We start from the raw sequence: 22995 nt of genomic DNA, 5'->3' as shown, positions 1-22995 counted from the left end.
CCTTATGTTGAGTCACAAAATCTGGCTGAGATGGAGCTGGCCCATCAGCAGCGGGTTATCGCTGTAGTCGACGGGAATGGCCACCACGGCCGGGCCATCCACATCCATCGCCGCACGCAGCGTGGGTTCGAGCGCGTCGGCGCTCTCCACGGCAAAGCCTTTCGCGCCAAAGGCGTCGGCATAGACTTTGAAATCGACCGGGCCGAACTCGACGCCGGAAAGACGCTGGTATTTTTTCTCTTCCTGAATGGCAACCATGTTGTAGCCGTTATCCACCCAGATGATGTGCAGCACGTTAGCGTTGAGGCGCACCGCGGTTTCCAGCTCCATGCTTGACTGCAGGAAGCCGCCGTCGCCGGAGACCGAAACCACCTTGCGGCGCGGGTTGACCAGCCACGCGCCAATCGCCCACGGCAGCGCGACGCCCATGGTCTGCTGACCGTTGGAGATCATCACCTGACGCGCACGGAAGCTGTAGAGGTAGCGGGCGATCCAGATGTGGAAGCTGCCCATATCCACGGTGAGCGTCACGTCGTTATTCACGATGTCCTGCATGGCCCGCACGATGCGCAGCGGGTGCAGGGCAAACTGGTTGAGCGAGGCGCCGCGACGATCGAGCAGATCGCGCTGATGCTGGCGATCGACCAGAATTTCGGAGGCCCGCTGGCTCAGCTCGAGCTTATGGTCGATACGGTTAGCGAGCAGGTTCAGCGTTTCGGCAATGTCCCCCACCAGCTCCAGATCCGGCACGTAGTTACGTTCTTCATAGGCAGGCAGCACGTCAATGTGCACCAGCGTGGCGTCGCCGCTGTTCCACATGGACGGCTCGTACTCCACCGGGCTGTAGCCGATGCAAATAATCAGATCCGCCAGATGGAGCAGCCGGTCGCCCGCCTGGTTATTGAACAGACCGACGCGTCCGGCGAAGCGGGTGAAGTGCTCCTGATTCACCGCCCCGGCGGCCTGATAGGTGCTGGTGACCGGAATACGGCTTTTTTCCAGCAGCTTGCGCAGCGCGGCGCTGTTGGCGGGCTGGCTCGCCATCAGCCCCAGCAGGATGACCGGGTTTTTGGCCTTTTCGATAAGCTTCGCCACGTCGTTAATGGCGGATTCCGGTGCCGGGCCCATCAGCGCCGGGCCGCTGGCAGGCAAAATCGCCCCCGTGGCGGGCTGATCGACAATATCCTGCGGCAGGCTGACGAACGCGCCCCCCGGCCTGCCGTGCTCGGCGGCGCGAAACGCGTTGGAAACCACCTCAGCAATCGCGTCCGGCGCACTCACTTCGACGGCGTATTTGGTGACCGGGCTGAACATGGCGACGGTGTCCATGCTCTGGTGCACCAGTTTGGCTTTATCTGCCCGCTTCACCGCCCCGCCCAGCGCCACGACCGGGTCGCCTTCGCTGTTGGCGGTGGCAATGCCGGTGATCAGGTTCGAACAGCCGGGCCCGGAGGTCACCAACGCCACCCCGGCCTTGCCGGTCAGACGCCCTACCGCCGCCGCCATGAACGCCGCGTTCGCTTCGTGACGCACCGGAATAATCTCGATGGAGGAATCCAGCAGGGAGTCAAAGACCTTGTCGATTTTCGCCCCCGGGATCCCGAACACCTGCTTCACGCCCTGCGCTTCCAGCTGGCCGACAACCAAATCGGCGCCGTGCGCCCACTGACGTGACTGTTTCTCACTGTTCACGATAGTTCTCCTGTTAGTTTTCGACGGAACGGATCGCTGCGTCCAGATTGCTGGGGTGAAGGTTGGCCTGTAAAAACGCGCTGTCGGCGGGCAGGTCGATCATCAGCTTGTGAATTTCACCGAAGGTGAGCACGCCGCTCTCCAGCTGGTAGTCGAGCAGATGCCCCCCGCCCTGACGGTCGTCGGTGATGAAATGTTCGTGGTAGCCCGCCACGTTGATGCCCTGCATATGCTGTGGCGTGCGGAACCCGACCAACACCCCTTCACGCTGGTTAAAGCGGAACACCGGCTGGTCGTCCAGCACGTCGGTCATCGCGCGGTACGGCGGCTTCTGGCGCGGTACGGTGCGGGTGTGGGCGTGGCGGAAATTGCCGTCAATGCGCAGCGCGCAGAACAGGTTATCGGAGGGGATCTGCTGGTCGATCGCGTCGTGGATCTGCTGACGGCTGACCGGCGCATTGAAGGTGATACGATACTGCGGCTGGAACCAGGTCATCACCGCGAACGGCGTTTTCTGCTCCGGCTTCGCGGCCCGGGCGCTGCCGTCGGCGCGCAGCTGGTATACCTTGCTGCTGAAGGCAATCATTTCGCCGTCCAGCTCGTTGAAGGTGCCCAGGCCAAAATCACCGTGCGCCAGCAGATCGGCGATGGTGGTCTCCCCTTCGTACACGCCGCTTAGCAGGGCGCTCATTAGCGATGTCTGGTAGATCACGCTGTCAGGATGCTGGGCGGAAAACCCGCGCAGGGTCTCGCACAAGCTGGCCTCACAGTCGCAGGCAGATGAATGCATCATCGTGCTCGTCCTCTTCAACTTTATTTAGAAAGGTTAAATAAATGTTGACCCGATTCAGCAGAGAGTTCCAATATAGAAACCATGCTGGTTTGAGACGTTTTAGATATGGAACTTCGTTATCTGCGGTATTTTGTCGCGGTTGCACGCGAGCGACACTTCACCAGGGCGGCCGAAGCGCTGGGTATTTCACAGCCTCCTCTGAGTCAGCAGATCAAACGGCTTGAAGAGGAAGTCGGCACGCCGCTGTTCAGGCGCCTGACGCGGGGCGTAGAGCTGACCGAGGCGGGAGAAGCCTTCTACGAGGACGCCTGCAAGATCCTGGCGCTGAGCGACGCCGCGCTGGAAAAAGCTCGCGGCATCGCGCGCGGGCTGAACGGAAACCTGTCGATTGGCATCACCAGCTCCGACGCTTTTCATCCCAAAATTTTCGCGCTGATTCGCCAGTTTCAGGTGCAGAATATGGCGGTGCAGGTTCACCAGGTGGAAGCCAATATGTCGTCGCTAACGACGATGCTGGCGGAGGGTGAACTGGATATCGCCTTCGTGCGCCTGCCGTGCGAGAGCAGCAAGGCGTTCGAGTTAAAAATCCTCGACCGGGAGCCGATGGTGGTGGCGCTGCATCGCGACCATCCGCTGGCGGCGTGCGGTTCGCTGGCGTTAGAGCAGCTTCGGGATACGCCAGTAGTGTTGTTCCCGCAGGAGGTCGCGCCGGGGCTGTACGAGCGGGTTCACGGCTGCTGCGAGCGGGCCGGAATCGACGTGCAGCACGCGCTGCAGTCGTCGCAGCTTTCCTCCTCCCTGAGCATGGTTTCCGCCGGCGGCGGGTTCGCGCTGGTGCCGAAATCCATGGCGGCCATTTCTCCGCCGAATGTCACCTACCACGCGCTGAGCTCGCCGGAGCTTTATACCGATATCGCACTGTGCTGGCGGCGGTTTGAACGCTCGCGGACGGTGAAGCGGTTTTTGACGATGCTGAACGAGGGGTGACGGCAGCGCGGCTGTGCCCGGCGGCGCTGCGCTTGCGCGGGCCTACGGTTGGGGACGTGGTCAGGTTGGGTTTCACACGCCTGATGCTCTCTGTTCAGCTCCCCGTTGACTTATTTACGCTGTGTTTTCATCATCCGTTTCCGGGACAACGCGAGTCCGTTCAGTCTGCAAAGATCGAACGTCACTTGACAACTGCAGCGCTAACCTTAAACAGCGGGACTATTTGCTATGAATCCAAGGGAAAATATTGTCAGTACATTCAGTGAGTTGTCTGCAGAATTACAGCGTGCTGCCGAGTTCTCGCTACAGAATACCAATCAACTGGTGGTGCTATCGATGCGCGCCTTCGCCAGTGAAGCCGGTGTAAAACCCGCCACGCTGCTGCGGTTGGCGCAACGATTAGGCTACAACGGCTGGGGTGAACTCAAGGACGCATTCATTGATGAACTCGGACTGCGCAATGATACATATGTATCAAAGGCCGAGAAGCTGATCGCCAAAGGCACTCAGCCGCAGCTGTATGAAGAGGTGTTTCAGGCGCATCAGGCAAATTTGGCTTTTACACAGCACGAAAACCATCAGGCGATGGAGCAGGCCGTATCGCTGCTGGACGCGGCCCAGAATGTCTATATTTGCGGCTTCCGGGCCAGCTTTCCTATCGCCTGGTCGCTGTTTTATGTCTATCGACTGTTTAATCGTCAAGCGTCGCTCATTGACGGTCTGGCGAGCAACATCGAAGTGTTCACGCGTGAATTAACAGCACAAGATTGCCTGTTACTCACCAGTTTTGCCCCCTATTCCCGTGAGTCGCTGGATGTCCTGCGTGCGGCCCGGCAGGCGGGCGCGACAATCGTCGCCATCACGGATTCTCCCGTCTCGCCATTAGCCCAGGCTGCCGATTGCACGCTGCTATTCTCTGTCGACAGCCCGTCATTTTTCCCTTCCGTAGTGTCCGGCATGGGGCTCGCCGAGTGTTTACTGGCGATGCTGGTCGCGCGACATGGTCGGGATGCAGTGAATAAAATCGAAAATGCTGAACGCTATCTTATCGACTCTGGTGCCTATGTGGTGCCCGGGAAACCCTGAAAAATGATTCATTTGCATTCGGCATAAGAAAACAGAATACATTTGTATCAAAATGAAATTGACGCGATACAAATGGATCCTGCAAGATGCGCTTTATTAGCACAGCGCATTCAGGAGCAGGACCCGCATGACCCATATCATTCACCGCAGTTTACGCAGCACGCCCGCCGTGGCGGTACGCGCCCAGGGGGCGTACATTTTTGATGCACAGGGAAAACAGTATCTGGATGCCTGCGGTGGCGCCGCCGTTTCCTGTTTAGGCCACGCGCATCCGGACGTGCTGGCTGCGATGCATCGCCAGATCGATCGGCTGGCCTATGCCCACACCAGTTTTTTTACCAGCGACACCGTTGAACAGCTTGCTGAACATCTGACGCGCACCGCACCTGGCGATCTTAACTATGCCTATTTCGTTTCGGGCGGTTCGGAAGCGGTTGAAACCGCGCTTAAGCTGGCGCGCCAGTATTTTGTTGAGATCGGACAACCGTCGCGCACCAAATTTATCGCCCGTAAGCAGAGCTATCATGGCAATACCCTTGGGGCGCTCGCGGTAGGAGGCAACGAATGGCGTCGCCGCCAGTTTGCCCCCTTGCTGATCGACGTGATCCGCGTTTCGGCCTGCAATGAATATCGCGACCGCCGCGATGACGAAACCCAGCAGCAATACACCACGCGCCTGCTCAACGAGCTGGAGCACGCCATTATTGAGGCCGGTCCCGACACCATTATTGGTTTCTGTGCTGAAACCGTGGTGGGGGCTACCACCGGCGCCACGCCGCCCACCCCGGGCTATCTTAAAGGCGTGCGCAACCTGTGTGATAAATACGGCATCCTCTATATCGCGGATGAAGTCATGTGCGGCATGGGACGCACAGGCACATTGCATGCGTTTGAACAGGATGATGTGGTGCCGGATTTGGTGACCATCGCGAAGGGGCTGGGGGGCGGCTATCAGCCGATTGGCGCAGTATTAGCGAGCGAGAAGGTTGTCTCAGCGCTGCAGGCCGGTAGCGGTCTGTTCCAGCACGGGCACACCTACATTTGCCACGCGACCGCCGCTTCCGCAGCCCTGGCCGTGCAGCAGGTGATTGAGCGCGATAATTTGCTGCAAGCGGTGAGGCAACAGGGGGCTTACCTGCACAACGCATTGCGTGAAGTACTGGGGGAATTACCCCACGTCGGTGATACGCGCGGGCGCGGCTTGTTTGCGGGCGTTGAGCTGGTGCGCGATAAAGCCAGCAAAACCCCCTTCGATCCTGCCCTGAAGCTGCATGCAGCAATCAAAGCAAACTGTATGTCACGTGGGCTGATGGTCTATCCAATGGGTGGAACCATTGACGGGCAGTACGGCGACCATATCCTGATCGCACCACCGTTTATCGTCACGCCTGGCCAGCTCGACTTTGTGGTAGACACGCTGAACACCGTGATTCGCGAAGAGACCAGCAAATTATGATCAATCGTTTACCGCCGCTGGCGGAGCATGAGTGGGACGACCAGCAGCGCGCTTTGGCCGAAGAGATGATCAACGGGCCTCGCGGTGCGCTGCTGCCACCTTTCGAGCCGCTGCTGCGCAGTCCAGAGCTCATGGCGCATGCGCAACGCATGGGGGAATATCTGCGTTATCGCAGCGCGCTGGGACAGCGCCTGTCGGAACTGGCGATTTTGATGACCGCGCGGCACTGGTCGCAGCCTGTTGAGTGGGCGATTCACGCGCCGATAGCGCGCGAGAAGGGTATTTCTGCCGCGTCGGTGCAGGCGATTAATGAAAAGCGTCTTCCAGAGGATCTGCAGCCGGATGAATGGGCGGTCTATCACTTTTGCAAGGAGTTACAGGAGCAGCAGAAGGTCAGCGATGCCACCTGGCAGCACGCTATCGCGCTCTGGGGCGAGAAAGGCGTGGTGGATCTGATCGGCATCAATGGCTATTACAGTTTTCTCTCAATGGTAATGAACGGCGCACAGACGCCGGTACCCGACAGCCGGGATGAGATTATTCCCGCATAAGCTTTCACTTTAAATCTGGCGCATGAAAGTGCGCCCTGCATATCAACGTTTTATTTTCCCATTCCGCCGATGTATTTCGCCGGGTGACATTCATGCACGCTACTTCACTGACGCCGAGGGTTATCATGTCTGGATTATTCACTAAATTAAAAGTTACGTTAGCGCTGGTCGCTTGCTCCGCCAGTTTTGTGGCACAAGCGCAGGATAAATTAACGGTTGGCGTGGATACCGCCTTTGTCCCCTTTGAATTTAAACAAGGCGATAAATACGTCGGCTTTGATATTGATTTGTGGGATGCCATAGCTAAAAAAATGGATGTCAGCTACGAATTACGCCCGATGGATTTTGGGGGACTGATCCCGGGTTTACAATCACGCAATCTGGATGTCGCCATGGCGGGCATTACGATAACCGACGCGCGTAAACAGGTCGTCGATTTCAGCGACGGTTATTATGATGCTGATTTATTAATGGCGGTGAAAAGCAGCGATAACACCATTACTAAATTCAGCGATTTAGCAGGAAAGAAAGTGGGATTAAAGCAGGGAACGGCGGCGGCCAGCTTTATGAAAAGCAAATATAAGGCGAACTATGTTGAATTCCCGAATATCGACAACGCCTATCTTGATTTGCAGGCAGGTAACCTTGATGCCGTGGTGCACGATTCCCCCAACGTGCTCTATTACGTAAAAACGGCGGGCGATGGCAAAGTGAAATCGACCGGCGAGACTGACAGCATTCTGCCGCAGCACTACGGTTTTGCGATGCAGAAGAACAGCAGCCTGACGCCGAAGATCAACGCTGCGCTGCAGGCGTTACGTGCGGACGGGACGTACAGCAAGATTTACGTGAAGTGGTTTGCTAAACAGCCAAAATAATCCCGCCAGGTCGGAGCGATCCGACCTCGTTGCATCTTAACGGGTAACATATGAATTTCGACAGTAAATATATTTGGGAGTCCCTGCCGCTGCTGTTGCAAGGACTACAGCTGACGCTGATTATTTCATTATCAGGTTTATTGGGTGGTTTTGTTATTGGCCTGCTGGCGGGAACCTGCCGGGCGCTCGGAGGAAAAATATCAAAGACAGTATCTTTAGTCTTTGTCGAGTTAATCCGCGGAACGCCTATTATGGTGCAAGTGATGTTTATTTACTTCGCACTCCCCATGGTGTTACCGATTCATATCGACCCGGTAACGGCGGCCATTACGACCATTGTGATTAACTCGGGTGCTTATATTGCAGAAATCACCCGAGGAGCGATCCTCTCAATTAATAAAGGTTTTAGAGAGGCCAGCCTGGCAATGGGATTATCCCAGCGCAGCACGCTATGGCATGTCATTATGCCGCTGGCATTACGCCGTATGATCCCTGCGTTAGGTAATCAGTGGATTATCAGTATTAAAGATACCTCGCTGTTTATTGTGATTGGTGTGGCGGAATTGACTCGTCAGGGGCAAGAAATTATTGCCGGTAATTTCCGCGCGCTGGAAGTCTGGACCGCAGTGGCAATGATCTACCTGCTGGTGACGCTGTGCCTGAGTTTCCTGCTGAAGCAACTGGAGAAGAGGATCCATATTTTATGAGCATGGTTGAATTTAGCGCGGTGTCGAAAAATTTCGGTGCCACTCGGGTGCTGCACGACATCAATTTAAAAATTGATGCTGGCGAAGTCGTGGTGATCATCGGACCTTCCGGTTCGGGCAAATCGACGCTGCTGCGCTGCATTAACAAGCTGGAGGAAATTTCCTCCGGCACGCTGCTGGTAGCGGGAATGCATATTACCGATCCTCACGCTAACGAATGTGATATCCGCCGTGAAGCCGGGATGGTGTTTCAGCAGTTCCATCTGTTTCCCCACCTGACGGCGCTGGAGAATGTGATGTTTGGTCCGGTTCGCGTACGCAAACAGAGCAAAGCCGCCGCGCGGGAACAGGCGCTGGCGCTGCTGGACCGCGTTGGCTTACGCGAACGCGCCAGTCACTACCCATCAGAGCTATCTGGCGGTCAGCAGCAACGCGTGGCCATCGCCAGAGCCCTGGCGGTGAAGCCGAAAATGATGCTGTTCGATGAGCCGACCTCAGCCCTGGACCCCGAATTACGGCATGAGGTGCTGAAAGTCATGCGCTCGCTGGCCGAAGAAGGCATGACCATGGTGATTGTGACCCATGAAATCGGCTTCGCCCGCGATGTGGCATCGCGGCTCATCTTTATTGATGGCGGTACCATTGCCGAAGATGGTCCACCTGATATGCTGCTGAATAGCAGTCGCAATCCACGCCTGAAAGAATTTTTGCAACACGTATCCTGAACAGAAGTGAATGATAACCCTATGAAAAAAATCGACATTCGTGGTTCCGCTTTTGCAGTAGGTCAGGCGCTTGGCGCGTTCGGACGCGAGGCCTGGCATGCAAAACTGACGCAAACGGCGCTGTGGCAAACCGTTACCGCCATGAAAGACGCAGAACAGACCCGGAGCATGCGCTCGCGGGTGCAGTCTGCGTATCCACTAATCTGGCAGGAGCTGGAGGGATTGGCCGAGGGCCTGGATGCACCGTTTGATGAGGTGTTTGCCTGGAACTGCCGCGGCGATCTGGTGCGCTCAACCTCTGATGGCTGCACCACGGTAGCGGGAAGCACCGCTGTGGGAGAGCTGATTATCGCGCATAATGAAGACGGTTTCCCGCAGCTTCGCAATGACTGCGCCATCGTCAGCATCACCCCGGATGACGGCCTGGCGTTCACCAGTTTTGCTTATCCGGGATCGATTTGCGGACATACCTTCGCCGTAAACGAAAAGGGCGTAGTGAATACGGTGAATAACATACGCGCTTTGCACCGTCCGGACGGCATGCCGCGCCAGATACTTGCCCGCGCTGCGCTGAATGCCGCCAGCCTGGATGAAGCTATCACTATACTGACCTCATCACCACGCGCCGGAGCCTTTCATCATACGCTGGGACAAATGGGAGACAACCGGCTGTTCAGCGTGGAGGCGACGGGAACAGGCTGTTCCGTCACGCCGCTGCGGGATGTTTTCGCCCATGCTAATCACCTTATCCACCCTCAGCTTGATGCGGTTGAGCAGGTAATCACTGACAGCTCCCGGTCACGCCAGCAGCGGCTAAACGCCTGGCTGGATACGCAATCTCACCTTGATGGTACAGCGGCTCTGGGAATTCTTTCAGACCAGCATGATCCCGCGCTCCCGATTTATCGTCTCTCGCCACACGACCCGGATGAAGAGAACACGCTGGCCACGGCCATTTTTACCCTGAGTACGTCGCAGATAAAATGGCAGATATTCACACACGATCGGCAAAAACCCATTTTACAGCAGGAAGGCCCGGCGGCGCTGCGCTAGCGCGGGCCTACAGGGCTGTGATTTTTGTAGGCCGGGTCAGGCGTAGCCGCCACCCGGCAATGCCGTTCTGGAAGCCGCCTCGCAAACCTGCAAGCAACCTTATGTAATTCAGGGGCACCCCCTTTCCTTCATTTTTTCACCGCCGTAAAGTGCCTGCGTTGCGGCACATCCGTAACCGGGCGTAGGAACCCGTTAGCATGACATGACATTTTTGGACAAAGAGGATGCTAAATGGCGACTACCCCTGAATTTTCCTACGCGCTTTCTGAGGAAAGCGCTGTTCATCATCTCATCAACCACCCAATTTCCGATTCCGCGGATCTCTTCGAACTGGCCGATGCCTGCGCCGCTTACGTAAGCGTACTGGTGGAAACTGACGACGCGGTGACGTTTGCCATGCTCTGTACGCGATTACTGGCTGCGCTGAAACGGCTGCGCGAGTGCTGTGACTCGGAACTTCCGCCGTATCTGGTTGAACAGTTGGTTGCGGGGGAAAAGATTACCTCCTGCGTGCCGGACTGCTGGCAGGAAACGACGTTGCAGGTGGATTATGCCGTAGCGTTAACGCTGGCGGTGATGGGCGGAACGCTGCCCATGAGCGTGGCGAAAGAACTGACCGGGCTGCTGCATGATATGGTCTGGCTGCTGGCGGAGTTTGTGAAGGAGCCGTATATCACGGCACACTGAGGCGGGTGATGGAAGGCTGGAATTCTGCTGGGTAAGAAGCAGAATTTCGGCCTCATACAAAATACAATGTTATTTATTGATTGTCTGTTAAGAGCGAAGAGCGGACATCTTTAATGGGTTGATTTTGGTGTTCTTACCTCTATGTAGCCATTTTCTATGGCTACATTTATACAGAAGTAAGGATTAGTCTTTTCCCGGACCATAATTAAATTTTGTACCTTTGCCAATGGCGTAAAACTGTCCGCCAGCTACGTAATGGACAGTACGTAGTTCATCAGGCGCATCATCAAAAATCCAGTGCCCATTCCTGAAAACGCGGTCATCACTCCATGCTCCGACAATTTCCCCCATGAACAAGTTGTGCTGCTTTTCATTTTCTTCATTGGGTATAACCTTACAGACTAGCCAGCCAGCGCAACCTACAACTAAAGGCAGATCAAACTCTTTCTGATAAAAAAGTGGGATTTTATTGTTTTTTTCGGGTGTGTCAGAATAACTGTGACCGCCTGCATATAAAACCATTTCCATCTGATTTACTACTGGGACCTGGACAATGTAATATCCACTTTTTTCGACAAGGCCGCGTGTAAATGCCTGTGGACCTATAAAAGCCATCACTTTGTTATTGCCTACTAATCCCACCCAGGCAGCTGCCATGACATTTTCAATACCATTATTTTTAGCCGATATCATCGTCGTTGGCCCGAGCTGCAATAAACGATAGGCTTTGTTTAATTCTACTGGTTGTATTGCCATAAATTACTCTTCAAAGTTCTGATAAAAGGATACGATAGATTACTTGTTTGATGGTTTGATTATACGATTGGAATAATTGCAAATTAATTGCTAATATCAAAAAACATTATTGCAACTTTCACAACAATCATGAACAAACTTGATGCTCTAAAGTTTTTTATCATCGCAGCTGAGACCCTCAACTTCCGCGAAGCCTCTATAAAGCTTTCGGTTTCACCATCGGTTGTAACACGAACAATCGCTGAGCTGGAGAAACAGCTTGATGAACCCCTTTTCAGACGCAATACTCGCTCGATCTTTCTCACAAGCTTCGGTGAGCTTTTTTTACCTCAAGCCAGGCGACTGCTTGAGGATTCGGAAAAACTATTTCAGACGGCGAAAGATGATAATGAAATGAAGGGCATTGTCCGTATCACGTCGCTTCGATTTCCAAAGCATGAACAAGTATTATATGAACTATTGACTGCGCTACGCCCATATCCTGAATTATTTATCGACTGGCGTTTAGATATGATGAAACTTGATACTATCGAGCATCGTATCGATATAGGTATACGCGTCGGGCGAGAACCTAATCCAAACTTTATCATTAAAAATATCACGCAGGTGGAACATATTTTAGTAGCATCCCCAGAACTCGTTGCGCGCCTGGGAGCTCCAACGGATTTAGAAGATCTTCGGCAACGTTATCCATTCAGTGGTTTACTTAATCCTGAAACGGGAAAAATCTTTGAATTTATGAGTGACGCAGTGAATACCTTTGTCCCTCGTCATATTGAATTTTATACTACGGACCCATACGCAGAAATTCAGGCCGCTTTGGCTGGCAAAACGGTTGTACAGTCCAGCGATTTTATCTGTAGAGAGTACTTAGCAAATGGTCAACTCATAAAACCCCTGCCAGAACTGCGACAGGAGAAATGGCAATTTTATTTATATCGGCCTTATCAGACGGTTACTCCAAAAAGGGTCACAGTAATTTTTTCACTATTAGAAAAAATCTTACGCAAACATTTCGTATCATAACTAACATACCGCGCAACGTCCGCTGCTGGCACAAAGCGGACGCATCTTTCACACACTTCCATATACTCCTGTATGCAAAACCTTCACCCACAGAAATCCTTCTCATCCAATAATTACTGAATACGCTACGCAAATCAAATAAATACCCAAAACCTAACCATGCCATTCACTTTAATTTCTCACCACTACCTCTTAAAGTGTGCGCACTCAATAGATGAGAACCGTAATCACGAGCATGTGGAAACTGCAGCCCATCGTTGTTTCCACATTGTCAACTCACCAACCACAACCTATAATGTTTCCAATCTGGAAACAAAGGGCAAGGATGTACGTAGTCTCAAGAGCGCCTTTCGATACGGCGGCCAGACATTTTCCCAATCGATCACTCGCCCTGGACGACCTTTACCGGGTACTAAAGAAGGAACACTACTCGTCACCAGGCGATATGCGAAAAGCGCTTTCCCAGCCAGGACCGGATGAAATACCGGGAAAAATGATGGGTCATCGATGTGGGCGCGGACATTTAAGAGTAATGTTTTTTCCTGATTTTGAGCGGGGAAAGATCTTCATTAAACACATCAGCACGCACGCAGAGTATGACAAGCTCACGGACCTCTACCGGAGAACGAAAGAATGAATTATGCAGCAGCCATCAAAGCGGCAAACGATCTGACAGACGAGCTCCCCTTCCTGGGCTCAAGCCCGTCGCAACAAGATTACGAGGATGCGCTGGCGCTGGTGGAGTATCTTATCGAGCACGAACCCGATAGCCCGCTGGTGGAGATGCTCACCGCGAAAATCGACAGGTACGAAAGCGAGTCCCCGGAGTTTGCAGAATTTAACGCGCGTATTGCCCGCATTCCGTCAGGCGTTGCGTTATTGCGAACGCTGATGGATCAGTACCAACTCACTCAGAGCGATTTCGAGAATGAGATTGGTAAGAAGTCTCTGGTGAGTCGGATCCTTAATGGACAGCGCACATTGACACTGGATCATATGCGTGCGCTGGCGAAGCGTTTCGGTTTGCCTGTGAGTGCGTTTGTGGGGAAGTGATCGCGAGCAGACTCTGTGCACCCATTTTGCGAAAATGAGTGGTTCACATAAAATAACAAAGGAATGCTGATGAAAACGATTGAAGAACTACGAAACGAGCTTCTAAAAATAGGTGAGCAACTTGGGGGAGGCACAAGACCAAATCATTACTTCTTTATCCCTGATCAACCTGATGGGGTTGCAACTCCCTATCTGGAAATTCATGGGAAAGAATATCATTTTATCATCAGTGAAAGGGGTCTTGAAATACAGCGAAAAGTAACGCTCAGTGACGATGAAATTCTTTATTGGTTTGTGGAGAGTGCCGTGGCGGGGCTGGCCTCAACCTATGCAGCAAAACATTCATCTGAACGGGAATACAGAGAAGTTTATTTCAGAAAGGAATACAGTTTAATGCTCTCAGTCAAGCCCGAATGGGCAACAAGAAAGCGCAAAGAAATCACTCAGCTTCTCCATTCGCAAAGAAGCGAACATCGTTAACCCAACCGGCTTGTTACATTTACTGCCCTACCCCCCTCTCTTTTCCTGGTGATTGCCTGCAGCACGCCATCTGATACTCTGGCTGCACTCAAGGGATGACAAGGAAGAGAAATGCTGAATCCTGGATTCGTAACCCGCAAAGCGCTTGCTCAGTGGCAGGATGTCCCGGCTTTTTTACCTCAGTTCCAGTTTCATGAAAAACACCGAACGGTCATTCATACTGCGCATCCTGAAAATATACTGCCGTTGATTGCCAAGTTTGACGTCCGGCAAGATGCTGTGATTCGTCGGTTGATGGCTTTGCGGCAATTACCGCAAAAACTTCTGCGCGATCAGCAGGCTGATTCAATCAGCAACTTTGGTCTACACAGTTTCACCCTTTTGAAAGATTCAGCATCGGAGCTTTGCTATGGCTTAAGAGGGCAATTCTGGCGTGCAGATTTCGGTCTGGAAAGCGTGCCGGATGCCAGCGCGTTTCAGACGCCTGCCGTGCCGGGCAGCGCGACACTGTTGCTGCGCTACCAGGTAAAGGAACTGGCGCCAGGCCAGCATGAACTCAGTACGGAAACGTTCGTCTTTTGCCCGGACAGGAGCACCCGGCTCATGATGGTGGCTTACTGGCTGGTAATACGGGCGGGCAGCGGCTGGATCCGCAGGAGAACGCTGAAAGCGGTTAGGATGAGTATCGAGAAGCTGGACTGAAGTGCAACAGAGAACCTTATGGTGTTCAGCGGTAGCACTTTACTTTAAATATTCGTTTCCGGTCAGGAACTGTCGGAAAGAAATGTTTTAGGAACCGTTATTAGCAAAGCGCGGTCCCTGGTAGGAACTTAGAATGAATATCTGTGCTGCGGGAATCCCCCTTAACACAAATTTACTCGAAAAAGTTACCTGCACAGCATACTTATTTATCAGTCAGTTGCGTTTGTAATAGACTTCGTTTAATCTATTTAAAATTATAAAATACTTCAAAGGTCCATATATGGAATGGGGATGCATAAAGTGTGGGGTCGAAATACCTCAGGACAGAGAGTTTTGCGACAGTTGTGAAGATAAAAATTTCAAGAAAATTGGAGGATTTCTTTTTCTCCCCCTTATAGGATTAGTGGTTACTGCTGCTTCCTATCTTTTTGCAATGACAGATGCATTTAAATTTACGACAGATAATTATTCGCATCTGAATGCAAATGCAAAAATTTTCTTCATAGTTTCCCTGGTTATTTATATTGGCGAGTTTCTTTTTACAATCACCGTTCTTTCATTTTTCCTAAGAAAGAAGAAATTGCTACCGAAGCTTTACATTTTGTTTTTAATATCAATCGTGACGACAATGTCATTTAATACCTATCTGCTTTACATATTAATTCCTGGCACTGAAATTGGATATAATGAACTTGTACCTGTTTTTAGAAACGTAATTACGGCTTTAATTTGGATTCCCTATTTCATAACCTCTGTTCGCGTAAAAAGAACGTTTATCCGATAAAAGCACGAGTGGCTTCATCATTTTGATGACAGAAGATGCATGGCTATACTAATGCACATACAGTCATCAACATTGAGCGGACGCTATCACCGTCTGCTCATGATACGGAAAGGGCAGAAAAGTGGGTAAGGTCCGCACTGAGTTAAGAACGGACACTCCTGTAGAAAGCATGGCGTCGGATTACAGTGAGAGCATTGATTGATAAGTGAGTAGAATCAGAACAGTAGCCAATGAAACAAAAACTTCGCAGACGTAACCAGGACTGGATATCAAGGCAATTACAACGTGCGCGCAAAGAGAAAATGCCGTTAAGTTTCTTTATTAATTTTCCTTCAATACGAGCAACTGCGTGTAATGGTCAGCGCCTTAAACGGCGTGGTCGTCTCAAGCCTGACTGGAGTCGCGCATTGTTTTACCCGGGGTGGGGAGAAGTGCCGATTATTGGACAGCAAGGCTCTGTGTATTGGTTTGAGGGGTTTGATAAGGAACAATTACCTGAAGAATTGATGCCGCTATGGGAAGATGTCTGATTGTATTGACTTTGAATTAATAACTTTCAGCGTAACGCTTAGACAGTGAGGAGTAGAGGCCAATTCTACGCAAAAACTAACTTATTCCTGTTAGCCATTAAACGATTTTATCTGGTTAAAGATAATCTACATAGCTGACCGAATCTGCGTATCCCCAAATTCTATAACCGGTTGATACCTCGATTCCAGGGAGATGAATAGCGCGAAGAATAGTACCTACCATGGTATGTTGTTCAACTGAGTGTGTCATAATATCAAGATACCTGATATCCAAATAGCCACCTTCACAGAAATGGTAAAACCACTCGCCATCAACTGCAGATTCATAGCCATTGAGAAAAGTGATTTTCCATAAGGGGGGAGATTCCATGCTAACCATTGCCATGCGGATCTCATTCCATTTTGTATTATTCATGCAGCTATAAAGCATTTGAACCTCCCGGGTTCTGCTCCCGACAGATTAACACGCTACCAGGATAACCACGTAAAATTATGGCACAAAGCTGAAATTCATATTCACTTATCTTCCCGCCTCTCTATCGCCCCCCCCCCCCACTCTCAGGTACGAATCCGTGAACGCGTTTATCACCATGTTCAGAAAAGCGATGGGCAGCACGCCCGCCCATTACTTTGCCGAACGGAAAAACAGTAACCGTTAACCCGGCCCCTCGCTCCCCGCCGCCAGCAGCGGTACCACCACGTCGCTGATGGGCACCGCAATGCCGTGTTTGCGGCCAGAGCGCTGAATGACGCCGTTGCGGATGTCCCACTCCATCGGGCGATCCGCCTGACGGTCGGCCAGGATCGACGTGCCGAGGTCCTCAGGCGCGCGCTGGAAGTTCGCCAGGATCTCCTGCGCTACGTCATCGTTCAGCTTCGCCCCTTCGGCGCGGGCGACGCTCAGCCCCTCGCGCAGGTAGGCCAGCGAAAGTTCGCTGATATCCTCGCGCCTGAACATCCCGGCGCGGCGGTTGGCGAGCACCATCAGCCCGGCGACCGCGTTTTGCAGCAGCTTGCGCCAGGCGACGGTGGGGAAATCTGCCGAGAGTTCAACTTCACAGCGCGTACCGCGAAGCGCCTCCACCACCCGCTGTGCCTGCGGCACATCCGGCAGGGTCAGGCGCGGTTTGGCGCGCAGCCAGACGGAGGCATCCGGCTCGCGCTGCGCCGGGAACCAGACTACCGACGGCAGCACCGTTGCGCCACTGACCAAAGGCTCAAGCTGCGCCTTCTGCTCTACGCCATTTTGCAGGGCGCAGACCACCGTATTTTCATCGCACAGCGCGCGCAGCCACCCGGCGCTGTCGGCGTTTTGCGTCGTTTTCACCGCGATAAACACGAGATCAACGGGACGCGTAATGGCCGTCGGGTCGGTTAGTACCGGACCGGGCACCACCGTTTCACCTTCGTCGTGGCGCAGGCGTAATTTCGGATGCGCGGTCCGTCCGCAGAGCAATGGCGTGCGGCCAGCGTCATGCAGTACCGCGGCAACGGTGGTGCCAATCGCACCGGGTCCTATCAGCGCAATGGTTGGATAGTCAGACATGATACACTCCCCTTTTGCTAAGCCTGCTATCAGTTATACCACCCTGAGACGAGCGCGCCACACCCGTTGTCTATACTCAACATTCACAGACAACGGAGTGCGCCATGCCTTTACCCGATTTCAAATCCTCTGAACCGTTCACCCTTGGCATCGAGCTCGAACTGCAGGTGGTTAACCCGCCGGGGTACGATCTCAGCCAGGACTCCTCCGCGCTCATCGCCGCCGTCAAAGACGACATCAAAGGCGGTGAAGTCAAACACGATATCACCGAAAGCATGCTCGAAATCGCCACCGGCGTGTGTCAGACCATCGACCAGGCGGCGGCGCAGTTCTCGGTGATGCAGCAGAGCATCCTGCGCGCGGCGGCGGAGCAGCATATCCAGATCTGCGGCGGCGGGACGCACCCGTTCCAGAAATGGCAGCGCCAGGAGGTGTGCGACGACGAGCGCTATAACGTCACGCTGGAGCGCTTTGGCTATCTGATTTTGCAGGCGACGGTATTCGGTCAGCACGTTCACGTCGGCTGCCGGACCGGGGATGACGCCATTTACCTCCTGCACGGCCTGTCGCGCTTTGTGCCGCACTTTATTGCCCTGGCGGCCGCCTCGCCGTACATGCAAGGCACCGACACGAAGTTCTCCTCGTCGCGGCTCAATATCTTCTCCGGGTTCCCGGATAACGGACAGATGCCGTGGGTCAACAGCTGGCAGGAGTTTGAAGGGCTGTTCCGCCGCCTGAGCGCCACCAGCATGATCGACAGCATCAAAGATCTGCACTGGGATATTCGCCCCAGCCCACATTTTGGCACCGTGGAGGTGCGGGTGATGGATACGCCGCTGACGCTCGGCCACGCGATTAACATCGCCGGGCTGATTCAGGCCACGTCACACTGGCTGCTGACCACGCGGCCTTATAAACATCAGGAACGGGATTTTCTGCTCTACCGCTTTAACCGCTTTCAGGCGTGTCGCTATGGGCTGGAGGGGATCCTGACGGATGTGCATACCGGCGAGCAACGAACCGTGGCGGAAGACATCGCCTGGCTGCTGGAGCAGGTGGCGCCGTCGGCTGATAAGCTCGGTGCCACAAGCGCAATCAATGAAATTGCCCTGCTGTTAAAGCAGGGCAAGAGCGAGGCGCAGCGCATGCGGGACTTTATCGCCGACGGCGGCTCGCTGATTTCTCTGGTGCAGAAGCACTGCGAGCTGTGGGCGACGAGTCCGTAAGGCCGTGGCCCCACTCCCGCAGGCGCTGGAACAGCACGAACAGCGCGGGGATGAACAGAATCCCCACCACGGTCGCTACCAGCATGCCGCTGAAGACCGTGGTGCCGATGATGCGGCGGCTCTGGGCGCCTGCGCCGGTCGCCAGCATCATCGGCAAAACGCCGATAATGAACGACACGGCGGTCATCATCACCGCGCGGAAGCGGCGCGAGGCCCCTTCCCGCGCGGCATCGACAATCTCCATTCCGTCCAAACGCCGCGCGCGGGCGAACTCGACGATAAGAATCGCGTTTTTGGCCGCTAATGCTATCAGCAATACCAGACCAATCTGCACGTACACGTCGTTGGCGTATCCCGCCAACCACAGCCAGACCAGCGCCCCGCCGAGGGCGAACAGCACCGAGAGCATCACGCTTGCCGGGAGCGTCCAACTCTCGTACTGTGCGACGAGGAACAGCCACGCCATCACCACCGCCGCCAGCACAATCCAGATCGCCTGATTGCCTGTCTGCTGCTCCTGATACGACATGCCGCTCCAGGCGTAGTCGTATCCGGCCGGCAGGCTCTCTGCCAGAATATCGCCCATCACCGCCATCGCGGTGCTGCTGCTCACCCCAGTTGCTGCAGAGCCGCTCACCGAAACGGACGGGAACTGGTTGTACTGCTGCAGGAACGGCGCGCCGACGGTCGGCGTGATGGTGACGAGGTTGCTCAGGCGCACCCGCTCGCCGCTGTTGCTGCGCACGAACAGCTCGCTGATTTGTTCGGCGCGCTCGCGCCACTGCATCTCGTTCTGCATCACCACGTGGTAGACGCGGTTGTTGATGCTGAAATCCCCGGCGCGCGTGCCGCCAAAGGCGGTTTGCAGGCTGCTGAAGATACGTGACACCGGCACGTCGAGGCGGGCGGCACGCTCGCGGTCAACGGTCAGCGTCAGCTGCGGCACGTTGCTGCTCCAGGTGGTGAACACGCGGGTCAGCTGCGGGTGCTGGTTGGCTTTCGCCAGCACCTCACGCGTCACGCGCTCCAGTTCTGCCGGGCTCTGCCCCGCCTGAGCCTGGATGCGCAGGTCAAAGCCGGAGGCGTTGCCCAGCCCCGGCAGCGTCGGCGGCGCGAAGGTCATGATGGTGGCTTCAGGCAGGGCCAGCAGCTGGCGCTGCAGGGTGCCCATCACCTCCTCCAGCGGCGGACGCTCGCTCCAGTCCTTCAGCATGATGGAGATAAACCCACCGTTGGAGGCGCTGGTGCCGTTGAGGATGTTAAATCCGGAGACCTGAATGACGTCCTCCACCGCCGGATTTTGGGCGATCAGCTCCCGTGCGGTGGTCATCACCGCTTCGGTGCGCTCCAGCGAAGCCGCTTCCGGCAGCTGAACGCTGGCGAAGAAGTAGCCCTGGTCCTCCTGCGGCAGGAAGCCTTTTGGCATCGACGTAAAGCTGAACAGCACGACTGCCGCCGCGCCTGCGGTGGCCAGCAGCGCCAGCCACGGACGCAGGTTTAAGACATGCACGAGGCGGGTGTAGAAACCGCGCGTAGCGTCCAGCCCGCGGTTGAAGGCGCGATAAACGGCCGCAGGTTTCTCCGGACGCGGACGCAGCAGCATCGCGCACAGCGCGGGCGTCAGGGTCAGCGCCACCAGGCTTGAGAGCGTCACGGCGGTGGAGAGCGTCACCGCGAACTGGCGGTAGAGTTCGCCGACAATCCCCGGCAGCAGCGCCACCGGCACAAATACCGCCAGCAGCACCAGCGTCGTCGCGATGACCGGCCCGGCAATCTGGCGCAGCGCCAGCGCGGTTGCCGCCGTGCGGCTCTGTCCTTCCGCCATCAGCGTTTCTACGCTCTCCACCACCACGATGGCGTCATCCACCACCATGGTCAGCGCCAGAATGATGGCAAACAGGCTGAGCGTGTTGGCGGAGTAGCCGAGCGTGTAGAGCACCGCGAAGGTGCCCACCAGCGACACCGGAATGGCGAGGGCGACAATCAGCGTCGCGCGCCAGCTCTGCAGGAACAGGGAAACGACCACCACCACCGCCAGCATCGTCAGCGCCAGCGAGACGCCGATCTCCTTAATGGTCGCGGCAACAAAGGAGGTGGTGTCGAACTTCAGCTCGTAGACCAGGTCGTCCGGGAAGCGCGTCGAGAGGCGCTCAAGCTCCGCGCGCACCGCGTCGGCCACGCGCAGGGCGTTGGCGGACGGCGTCGGGTAGATGCCGAGGTAGGCGGAATCGTGCCCGTTCAGCTGCGCGCCGGAGCTGTAGCTGCGCGAGCCGAGCTCGATGGTGGCGACGTCCTTCAGGCGCACCAGCTGGCCCATCTCGCCCGAGCGGATGATGATGTCGGCAAAGTCGTCGGCCTGGCTTAAGCGCCCCAGCCCGTTGATGGTCAGGGTCTGCTGCTGGCCGTTGAATACCGGCGGCGTGCCCACCTGGCCCGCCGCCCCCTGCACGTTCTGCTCGCGCAGCGCCTGCGCCACGTCGTCGGTGGTGACGTTCAGGGCGTTCATGCGATCCGGGCGCAGCCAGATGCGCATGCTGTAGTCGCGCGCGCCGAACATCTGCACCTGCCCCACGCCGGGCAGACGCGACAGCGCCTCGCGCACCTGGGTGCTGGCGTAGTTGCTGACGAACAGCGGCGTGTGGGTGTTGTTCGGTGAGTAAAGACTTACCCCCATCATCAGGTTGGTGGCACGCTTGCGCACCTGCACGCCATTTTGCTGCGCCTCGGTCGGCAGCTGCGCCACGGCCTGCGCCACGCGGTTTTGCACGTCGATGGCCGCGAGATCCGGATCCGTGCCCGCCGCAAAGGTAATGTTCAGGCTGTAAGTGCCTTCGTCCGAACTGGTGGACTCCATGTAGAGCATATGGTCCACGCCGTTCAGCTGCGTCTCCAGCGGCGTGGCGATGGCCTCCACCACGTCAGCCGAGCTGGCGCCCGGCCAGCTGGCAGAGACGTTCACCACCGGCGGCGCGATCTGCGGGTACTGCTCCACCGGAATAATCCTCAGCGCAATGGCCCCCAGCAGGGTGATGACCAGCGCAATCACCATCGCGAAGCGCGGGCGTTTGATGAAAAACGTCAGCATGATGGCTCCTTAATTCAGTATCTGGACGGCAGCGCCGGGCTGCACGCGCTGCGCACCGTCAGTAATCGCTCGCTCACCGGACTTCACGCCGGATAAAATCCGGAACTGCTGGCCGATCTGTCCGGCGACCTTCAGCGGGCGCATTTCGGCTTTGCCGTCGGCATTAACCACCCAGGCAAAGAACCCGTCGCCGTTCTGCTGCACCGCTGCGGCAGGCAGGGTCAGCACCGGCTGCTCGCTTGCCGGACGCAAAAACACGTTCACATTGCCGCCGGGCAGCAGCTGATGGCGCGGGTTGGCAAACTCGGCGCGCAGCATCACGCTGGCGGTACGCGGGTCAATGCGGTTATCCACTGACGTCAGCTCGCCGCTGACGCGCTGTCCGTTGCTGTCGATCAGCGCCTGCCAGGCACGCTTCATAGCGTTGATATCCGCATGCTGTCCGGCTTTGGTGGAAAATGCCCCCTCTTCCAGCGCAAAGGCGATACGGATCGGGTCAAGCTGCACCACCTCCACCAAAACGCCGCTCGCCGGGTTGACCAGGCTACCCACGTGAAAGCTGCTGTGGCCCACGCGGCCGTCAATTGGCGAGGTGATTCGGGTATAGCTCAGGGTGACGTTGCGGGCTTCGAGCCGGGCCTTCGCCTGCTCGAGAGCGGCACTGGCGACGTCGCGCTGCATGCGGGCGTTGTCCACGTCGTGACGGCTGATGGCGTTGCTGCTGCCGAGACTTTCAAAGCGGGAAAGCTGCTGCTGCGCCTGGCGCAGCGTGGCTTCGGTGCTTTTCACTTCGGCCTGCGCCAGGCGCAGGGCAGCGCGCGGCTCGGCGTCGTCCAGCTCAAACAGCACGTCGCCTTTTTTCACGTACTGCCCGTCGCGGAAGTTAATTTTGGTAATCATGCCTTCCGTACGCGCCCGTAGCTCAACGGTGTGGATGGCTTCGATGCGGCCCGGGATCTGGCGCTCGGCGGCGTGGGCGGTTTGCTCCACGGTGGCGACCCGAACGGGGATCGCAGCGGCGAAGACGGGTTGCAGGGTACTGACAAGAAGTGCGAACAGGAGTGGAAGTTTCATGGGAGTACCTCAGCGTTGTCTCCCCTCACCCCGGCCCTCTCCCCTGAGGGGCGAGGGAGAAAACCGAGCCCAGGGGAGAGTACCAGACTGTCCCCTCTCCCCTGTGGGGAGAGGGTTA

General features: G+C 55.6%; 24 protein-coding genes and 1 pseudogene. 18 read left to right on the top strand and 7 right to left on the bottom strand.

Translation table 11 applies throughout. From position 1 onward, the window contains the following. Nucleotides 1–12: 12 nt before the first annotated feature. Both alsS and budA read right to left on the bottom strand, forming a co-directional pair. A complete protein-coding gene (gene alsS, locus LRM19_RS01570) occupies nt 13–1692 on the bottom strand; it encodes an acetolactate synthase AlsS (protein ID WP_115874439.1) in 1680 nt (559 codons plus the stop codon). A 13-nt stretch (nt 1693–1705) separates the two neighbouring features. After that, nucleotides 1706–2485 (bottom strand): acetolactate decarboxylase, encoded by a 780-nt coding sequence (gene budA / locus LRM19_RS01565; RefSeq protein ID WP_115874438.1) that lies wholly within the window; start codon nt 2483–2485, stop codon nt 1706–1708. A gap of 105 nt (nt 2486–2590) precedes the next feature. Between budA and LRM19_RS01560 the strand changes: the two genes are divergently transcribed. The 9 genes from LRM19_RS01560 to LRM19_RS01520 all read left to right on the top strand — a co-directional run bounded on the left by LRM19_RS01560 (nt 2591) and on the right by LRM19_RS01520 (nt 10615). Continuing rightward, the gene (locus LRM19_RS01560) at nt 2591–3472 is read left to right on the top strand and encodes a LysR family transcriptional regulator (protein ID WP_115874437.1); all 882 of its coding nucleotides are present in this window, start codon (nt 2591–2593) and stop codon (nt 3470–3472) included. 228 nt (nt 3473–3700) lie between these two features. Continuing rightward, entirely contained in the window at nt 3701–4558 is an 858-nt protein-coding gene (locus LRM19_RS01555) for a MurR/RpiR family transcriptional regulator (protein WP_271367050.1), read from the top strand. Between the two features lie 127 nt (nt 4559–4685). Further along, nucleotides 4686–6014: an aspartate aminotransferase family protein gene (locus LRM19_RS01550; protein WP_271367048.1), complete on the top strand. Its 1329-nt coding sequence runs from the start codon at nt 4686–4688 to the stop codon at nt 6012–6014. Further along, nucleotides 6011–6565, top strand: coding sequence for a carboxymuconolactone decarboxylase family protein (locus LRM19_RS01545; protein WP_271367047.1), 555 nt, complete (start codon nt 6011–6013; stop codon nt 6563–6565). Before LRM19_RS01550 ends, LRM19_RS01545 begins: the two co-directional genes overlap by 4 nt. Nucleotides 6566–6690: 125 nt before the next feature. Continuing rightward, nucleotides 6691–7443 (top strand): glutamine ABC transporter substrate-binding protein GlnH, encoded by a 753-nt coding sequence (gene glnH, locus LRM19_RS01540; protein WP_271367045.1) that lies wholly within the window; start codon nt 6691–6693, stop codon nt 7441–7443. A 50-nt stretch (nt 7444–7493) separates the two neighbouring features. Next, nucleotides 7494–8150 carry a glutamine ABC transporter permease GlnP gene (gene glnP, locus LRM19_RS01535; RefSeq protein ID WP_024906945.1) on the top strand — a complete coding sequence of 219 codons (657 nt, stop codon included), beginning with the start codon at nt 7494–7496 and terminating at the stop codon, nt 8148–8150. 2 nt (nt 8151–8152) lie between these two features. Beyond that, the gene (gene glnQ, locus LRM19_RS01530) at nt 8153–8875 is read left to right on the top strand and encodes a glutamine ABC transporter ATP-binding protein GlnQ (RefSeq protein WP_111964479.1); all 723 of its coding nucleotides are present in this window, start codon (nt 8153–8155) and stop codon (nt 8873–8875) included. Between the two features lie 21 nt (nt 8876–8896). Continuing rightward, entirely contained in the window at nt 8897–9928 is a 1032-nt protein-coding gene (locus LRM19_RS01525) for a C45 family autoproteolytic acyltransferase/hydolase (RefSeq protein WP_271367042.1), read from the top strand. A gap of 231 nt (nt 9929–10159) precedes the next feature. Continuing rightward, entirely contained in the window at nt 10160–10615 is a 456-nt protein-coding gene (locus LRM19_RS01520) for a hypothetical protein (protein ID WP_127729902.1), read from the top strand. A gap of 183 nt (nt 10616–10798) precedes the next feature. Here LRM19_RS01520 and LRM19_RS01515 read toward each other — a convergent pair whose 3' ends face one another. Further along, nucleotides 10799–11371 (bottom strand): flavin reductase family protein, encoded by a 573-nt coding sequence (locus LRM19_RS01515; protein WP_271367041.1) that lies wholly within the window; start codon nt 11369–11371, stop codon nt 10799–10801. A 129-nt stretch (nt 11372–11500) separates the two neighbouring features. Between LRM19_RS01515 and LRM19_RS01510 the strand changes: the two genes are divergently transcribed. The 7 genes from LRM19_RS01510 (at nt 11501) to LRM19_RS01480 (ending at nt 15946) form a co-directional block, all read left to right on the top strand. Then, nucleotides 11501–12397 (top strand): LysR family transcriptional regulator, encoded by an 897-nt coding sequence (locus LRM19_RS01510; RefSeq protein ID WP_271367039.1) that lies wholly within the window; start codon nt 11501–11503, stop codon nt 12395–12397. Between the two features lie 214 nt (nt 12398–12611). After that, complete coding sequence (locus LRM19_RS01505) at nt 12612–13034, top strand: type II toxin-antitoxin system HigB family toxin (protein ID WP_442876238.1); 423 nt, start codon at nt 12612–12614, stop codon at nt 13032–13034. After that, entirely contained in the window at nt 13031–13450 is a 420-nt protein-coding gene (locus LRM19_RS01500; protein ID WP_271367038.1) for a helix-turn-helix domain-containing protein, read from the top strand. Before LRM19_RS01505 ends, LRM19_RS01500 begins: the two co-directional genes overlap by 4 nt. A 69-nt stretch (nt 13451–13519) precedes the next feature. Further along, nucleotides 13520–13930 carry an Imm63 family immunity protein gene (locus tag LRM19_RS01495; protein ID WP_271367037.1) on the top strand — a complete coding sequence of 137 codons (411 nt, stop codon included), beginning with the start codon at nt 13520–13522 and terminating at the stop codon, nt 13928–13930. A 111-nt stretch (nt 13931–14041) separates the two neighbouring features. Beyond that, nucleotides 14042–14632: a hypothetical protein gene (locus tag LRM19_RS01490; protein WP_271367036.1), complete on the top strand. Its 591-nt coding sequence runs from the start codon at nt 14042–14044 to the stop codon at nt 14630–14632. Between the two features lie 280 nt (nt 14633–14912). Continuing rightward, nucleotides 14913–15416, top strand: coding sequence for a DUF2569 family protein (locus LRM19_RS01485; RefSeq protein WP_271367035.1), 504 nt, complete (start codon nt 14913–14915; stop codon nt 15414–15416). A gap of 230 nt (nt 15417–15646) precedes the next feature. Next, on the top strand, nt 15647–15946 hold the full coding sequence (locus tag LRM19_RS01480; RefSeq protein WP_127729884.1) for a hypothetical protein: 300 nt from the start codon (nt 15647–15649) through the stop codon (nt 15944–15946). Between the two features lie 115 nt (nt 15947–16061). Here the strand turns inward: LRM19_RS01480 and LRM19_RS01475 are convergent, their stop codons facing one another. After that, complete coding sequence (locus tag LRM19_RS01475; RefSeq protein WP_271367034.1) at nt 16062–16376, bottom strand: DUF6678 family protein; 315 nt, start codon at nt 16374–16376, stop codon at nt 16062–16064. Between the two features lie 127 nt (nt 16377–16503). Here LRM19_RS01475 and LRM19_RS01470 point away from each other — a divergent pair. Beyond that, nucleotides 16504–16605: pseudogene (locus tag LRM19_RS01470) on the top strand (AraC family transcriptional regulator); the annotation flags it as partial. Here LRM19_RS01470 and LRM19_RS01465 read toward each other — a convergent pair. After that, the gene (locus tag LRM19_RS01465; protein WP_271367032.1) at nt 16602–17492 is read right to left on the bottom strand and encodes an oxidoreductase; all 891 of its coding nucleotides are present in this window, start codon (nt 17490–17492) and stop codon (nt 16602–16604) included. The pseudogene LRM19_RS01470 and the gene LRM19_RS01465 overlap by 4 nt on opposite strands. A 104-nt stretch (nt 17493–17596) precedes the next feature. Between LRM19_RS01465 and LRM19_RS01460 the strand changes: the two genes are divergently transcribed. After that, a complete protein-coding gene (locus tag LRM19_RS01460) occupies nt 17597–18718 on the top strand; it encodes a YbdK family carboxylate-amine ligase (protein ID WP_048226000.1) in 1122 nt (373 codons plus the stop codon). Here the strand turns inward: LRM19_RS01460 and LRM19_RS01455 are convergent. Beyond that, nucleotides 18648–21803, bottom strand: coding sequence for an efflux RND transporter permease subunit (locus LRM19_RS01455; RefSeq protein WP_271367030.1), 3156 nt, complete (start codon nt 21801–21803; stop codon nt 18648–18650). The two genes, LRM19_RS01460 and LRM19_RS01455, sit on opposite strands and share 71 nt — an antisense overlap. 9 nt (nt 21804–21812) lie before the next feature. Beyond that, nucleotides 21813–22877, bottom strand: a complete 1065-nt coding sequence (locus tag LRM19_RS01450; protein ID WP_271367029.1) for an efflux RND transporter periplasmic adaptor subunit — start codon at nt 22875–22877, stop codon at nt 21813–21815. Nucleotides 22878–22995 lie beyond the last annotated feature (118 nt).

The organism is Enterobacter sp. PI-10, from assembly GCF_027947695.1.
GTDB lineage: Bacteria > Pseudomonadota > Gammaproteobacteria > Enterobacterales > Enterobacteriaceae > Enterobacter > Enterobacter vonholyi.
This window is presented reverse-complemented; position numbering and strand designations above follow the sequence as displayed.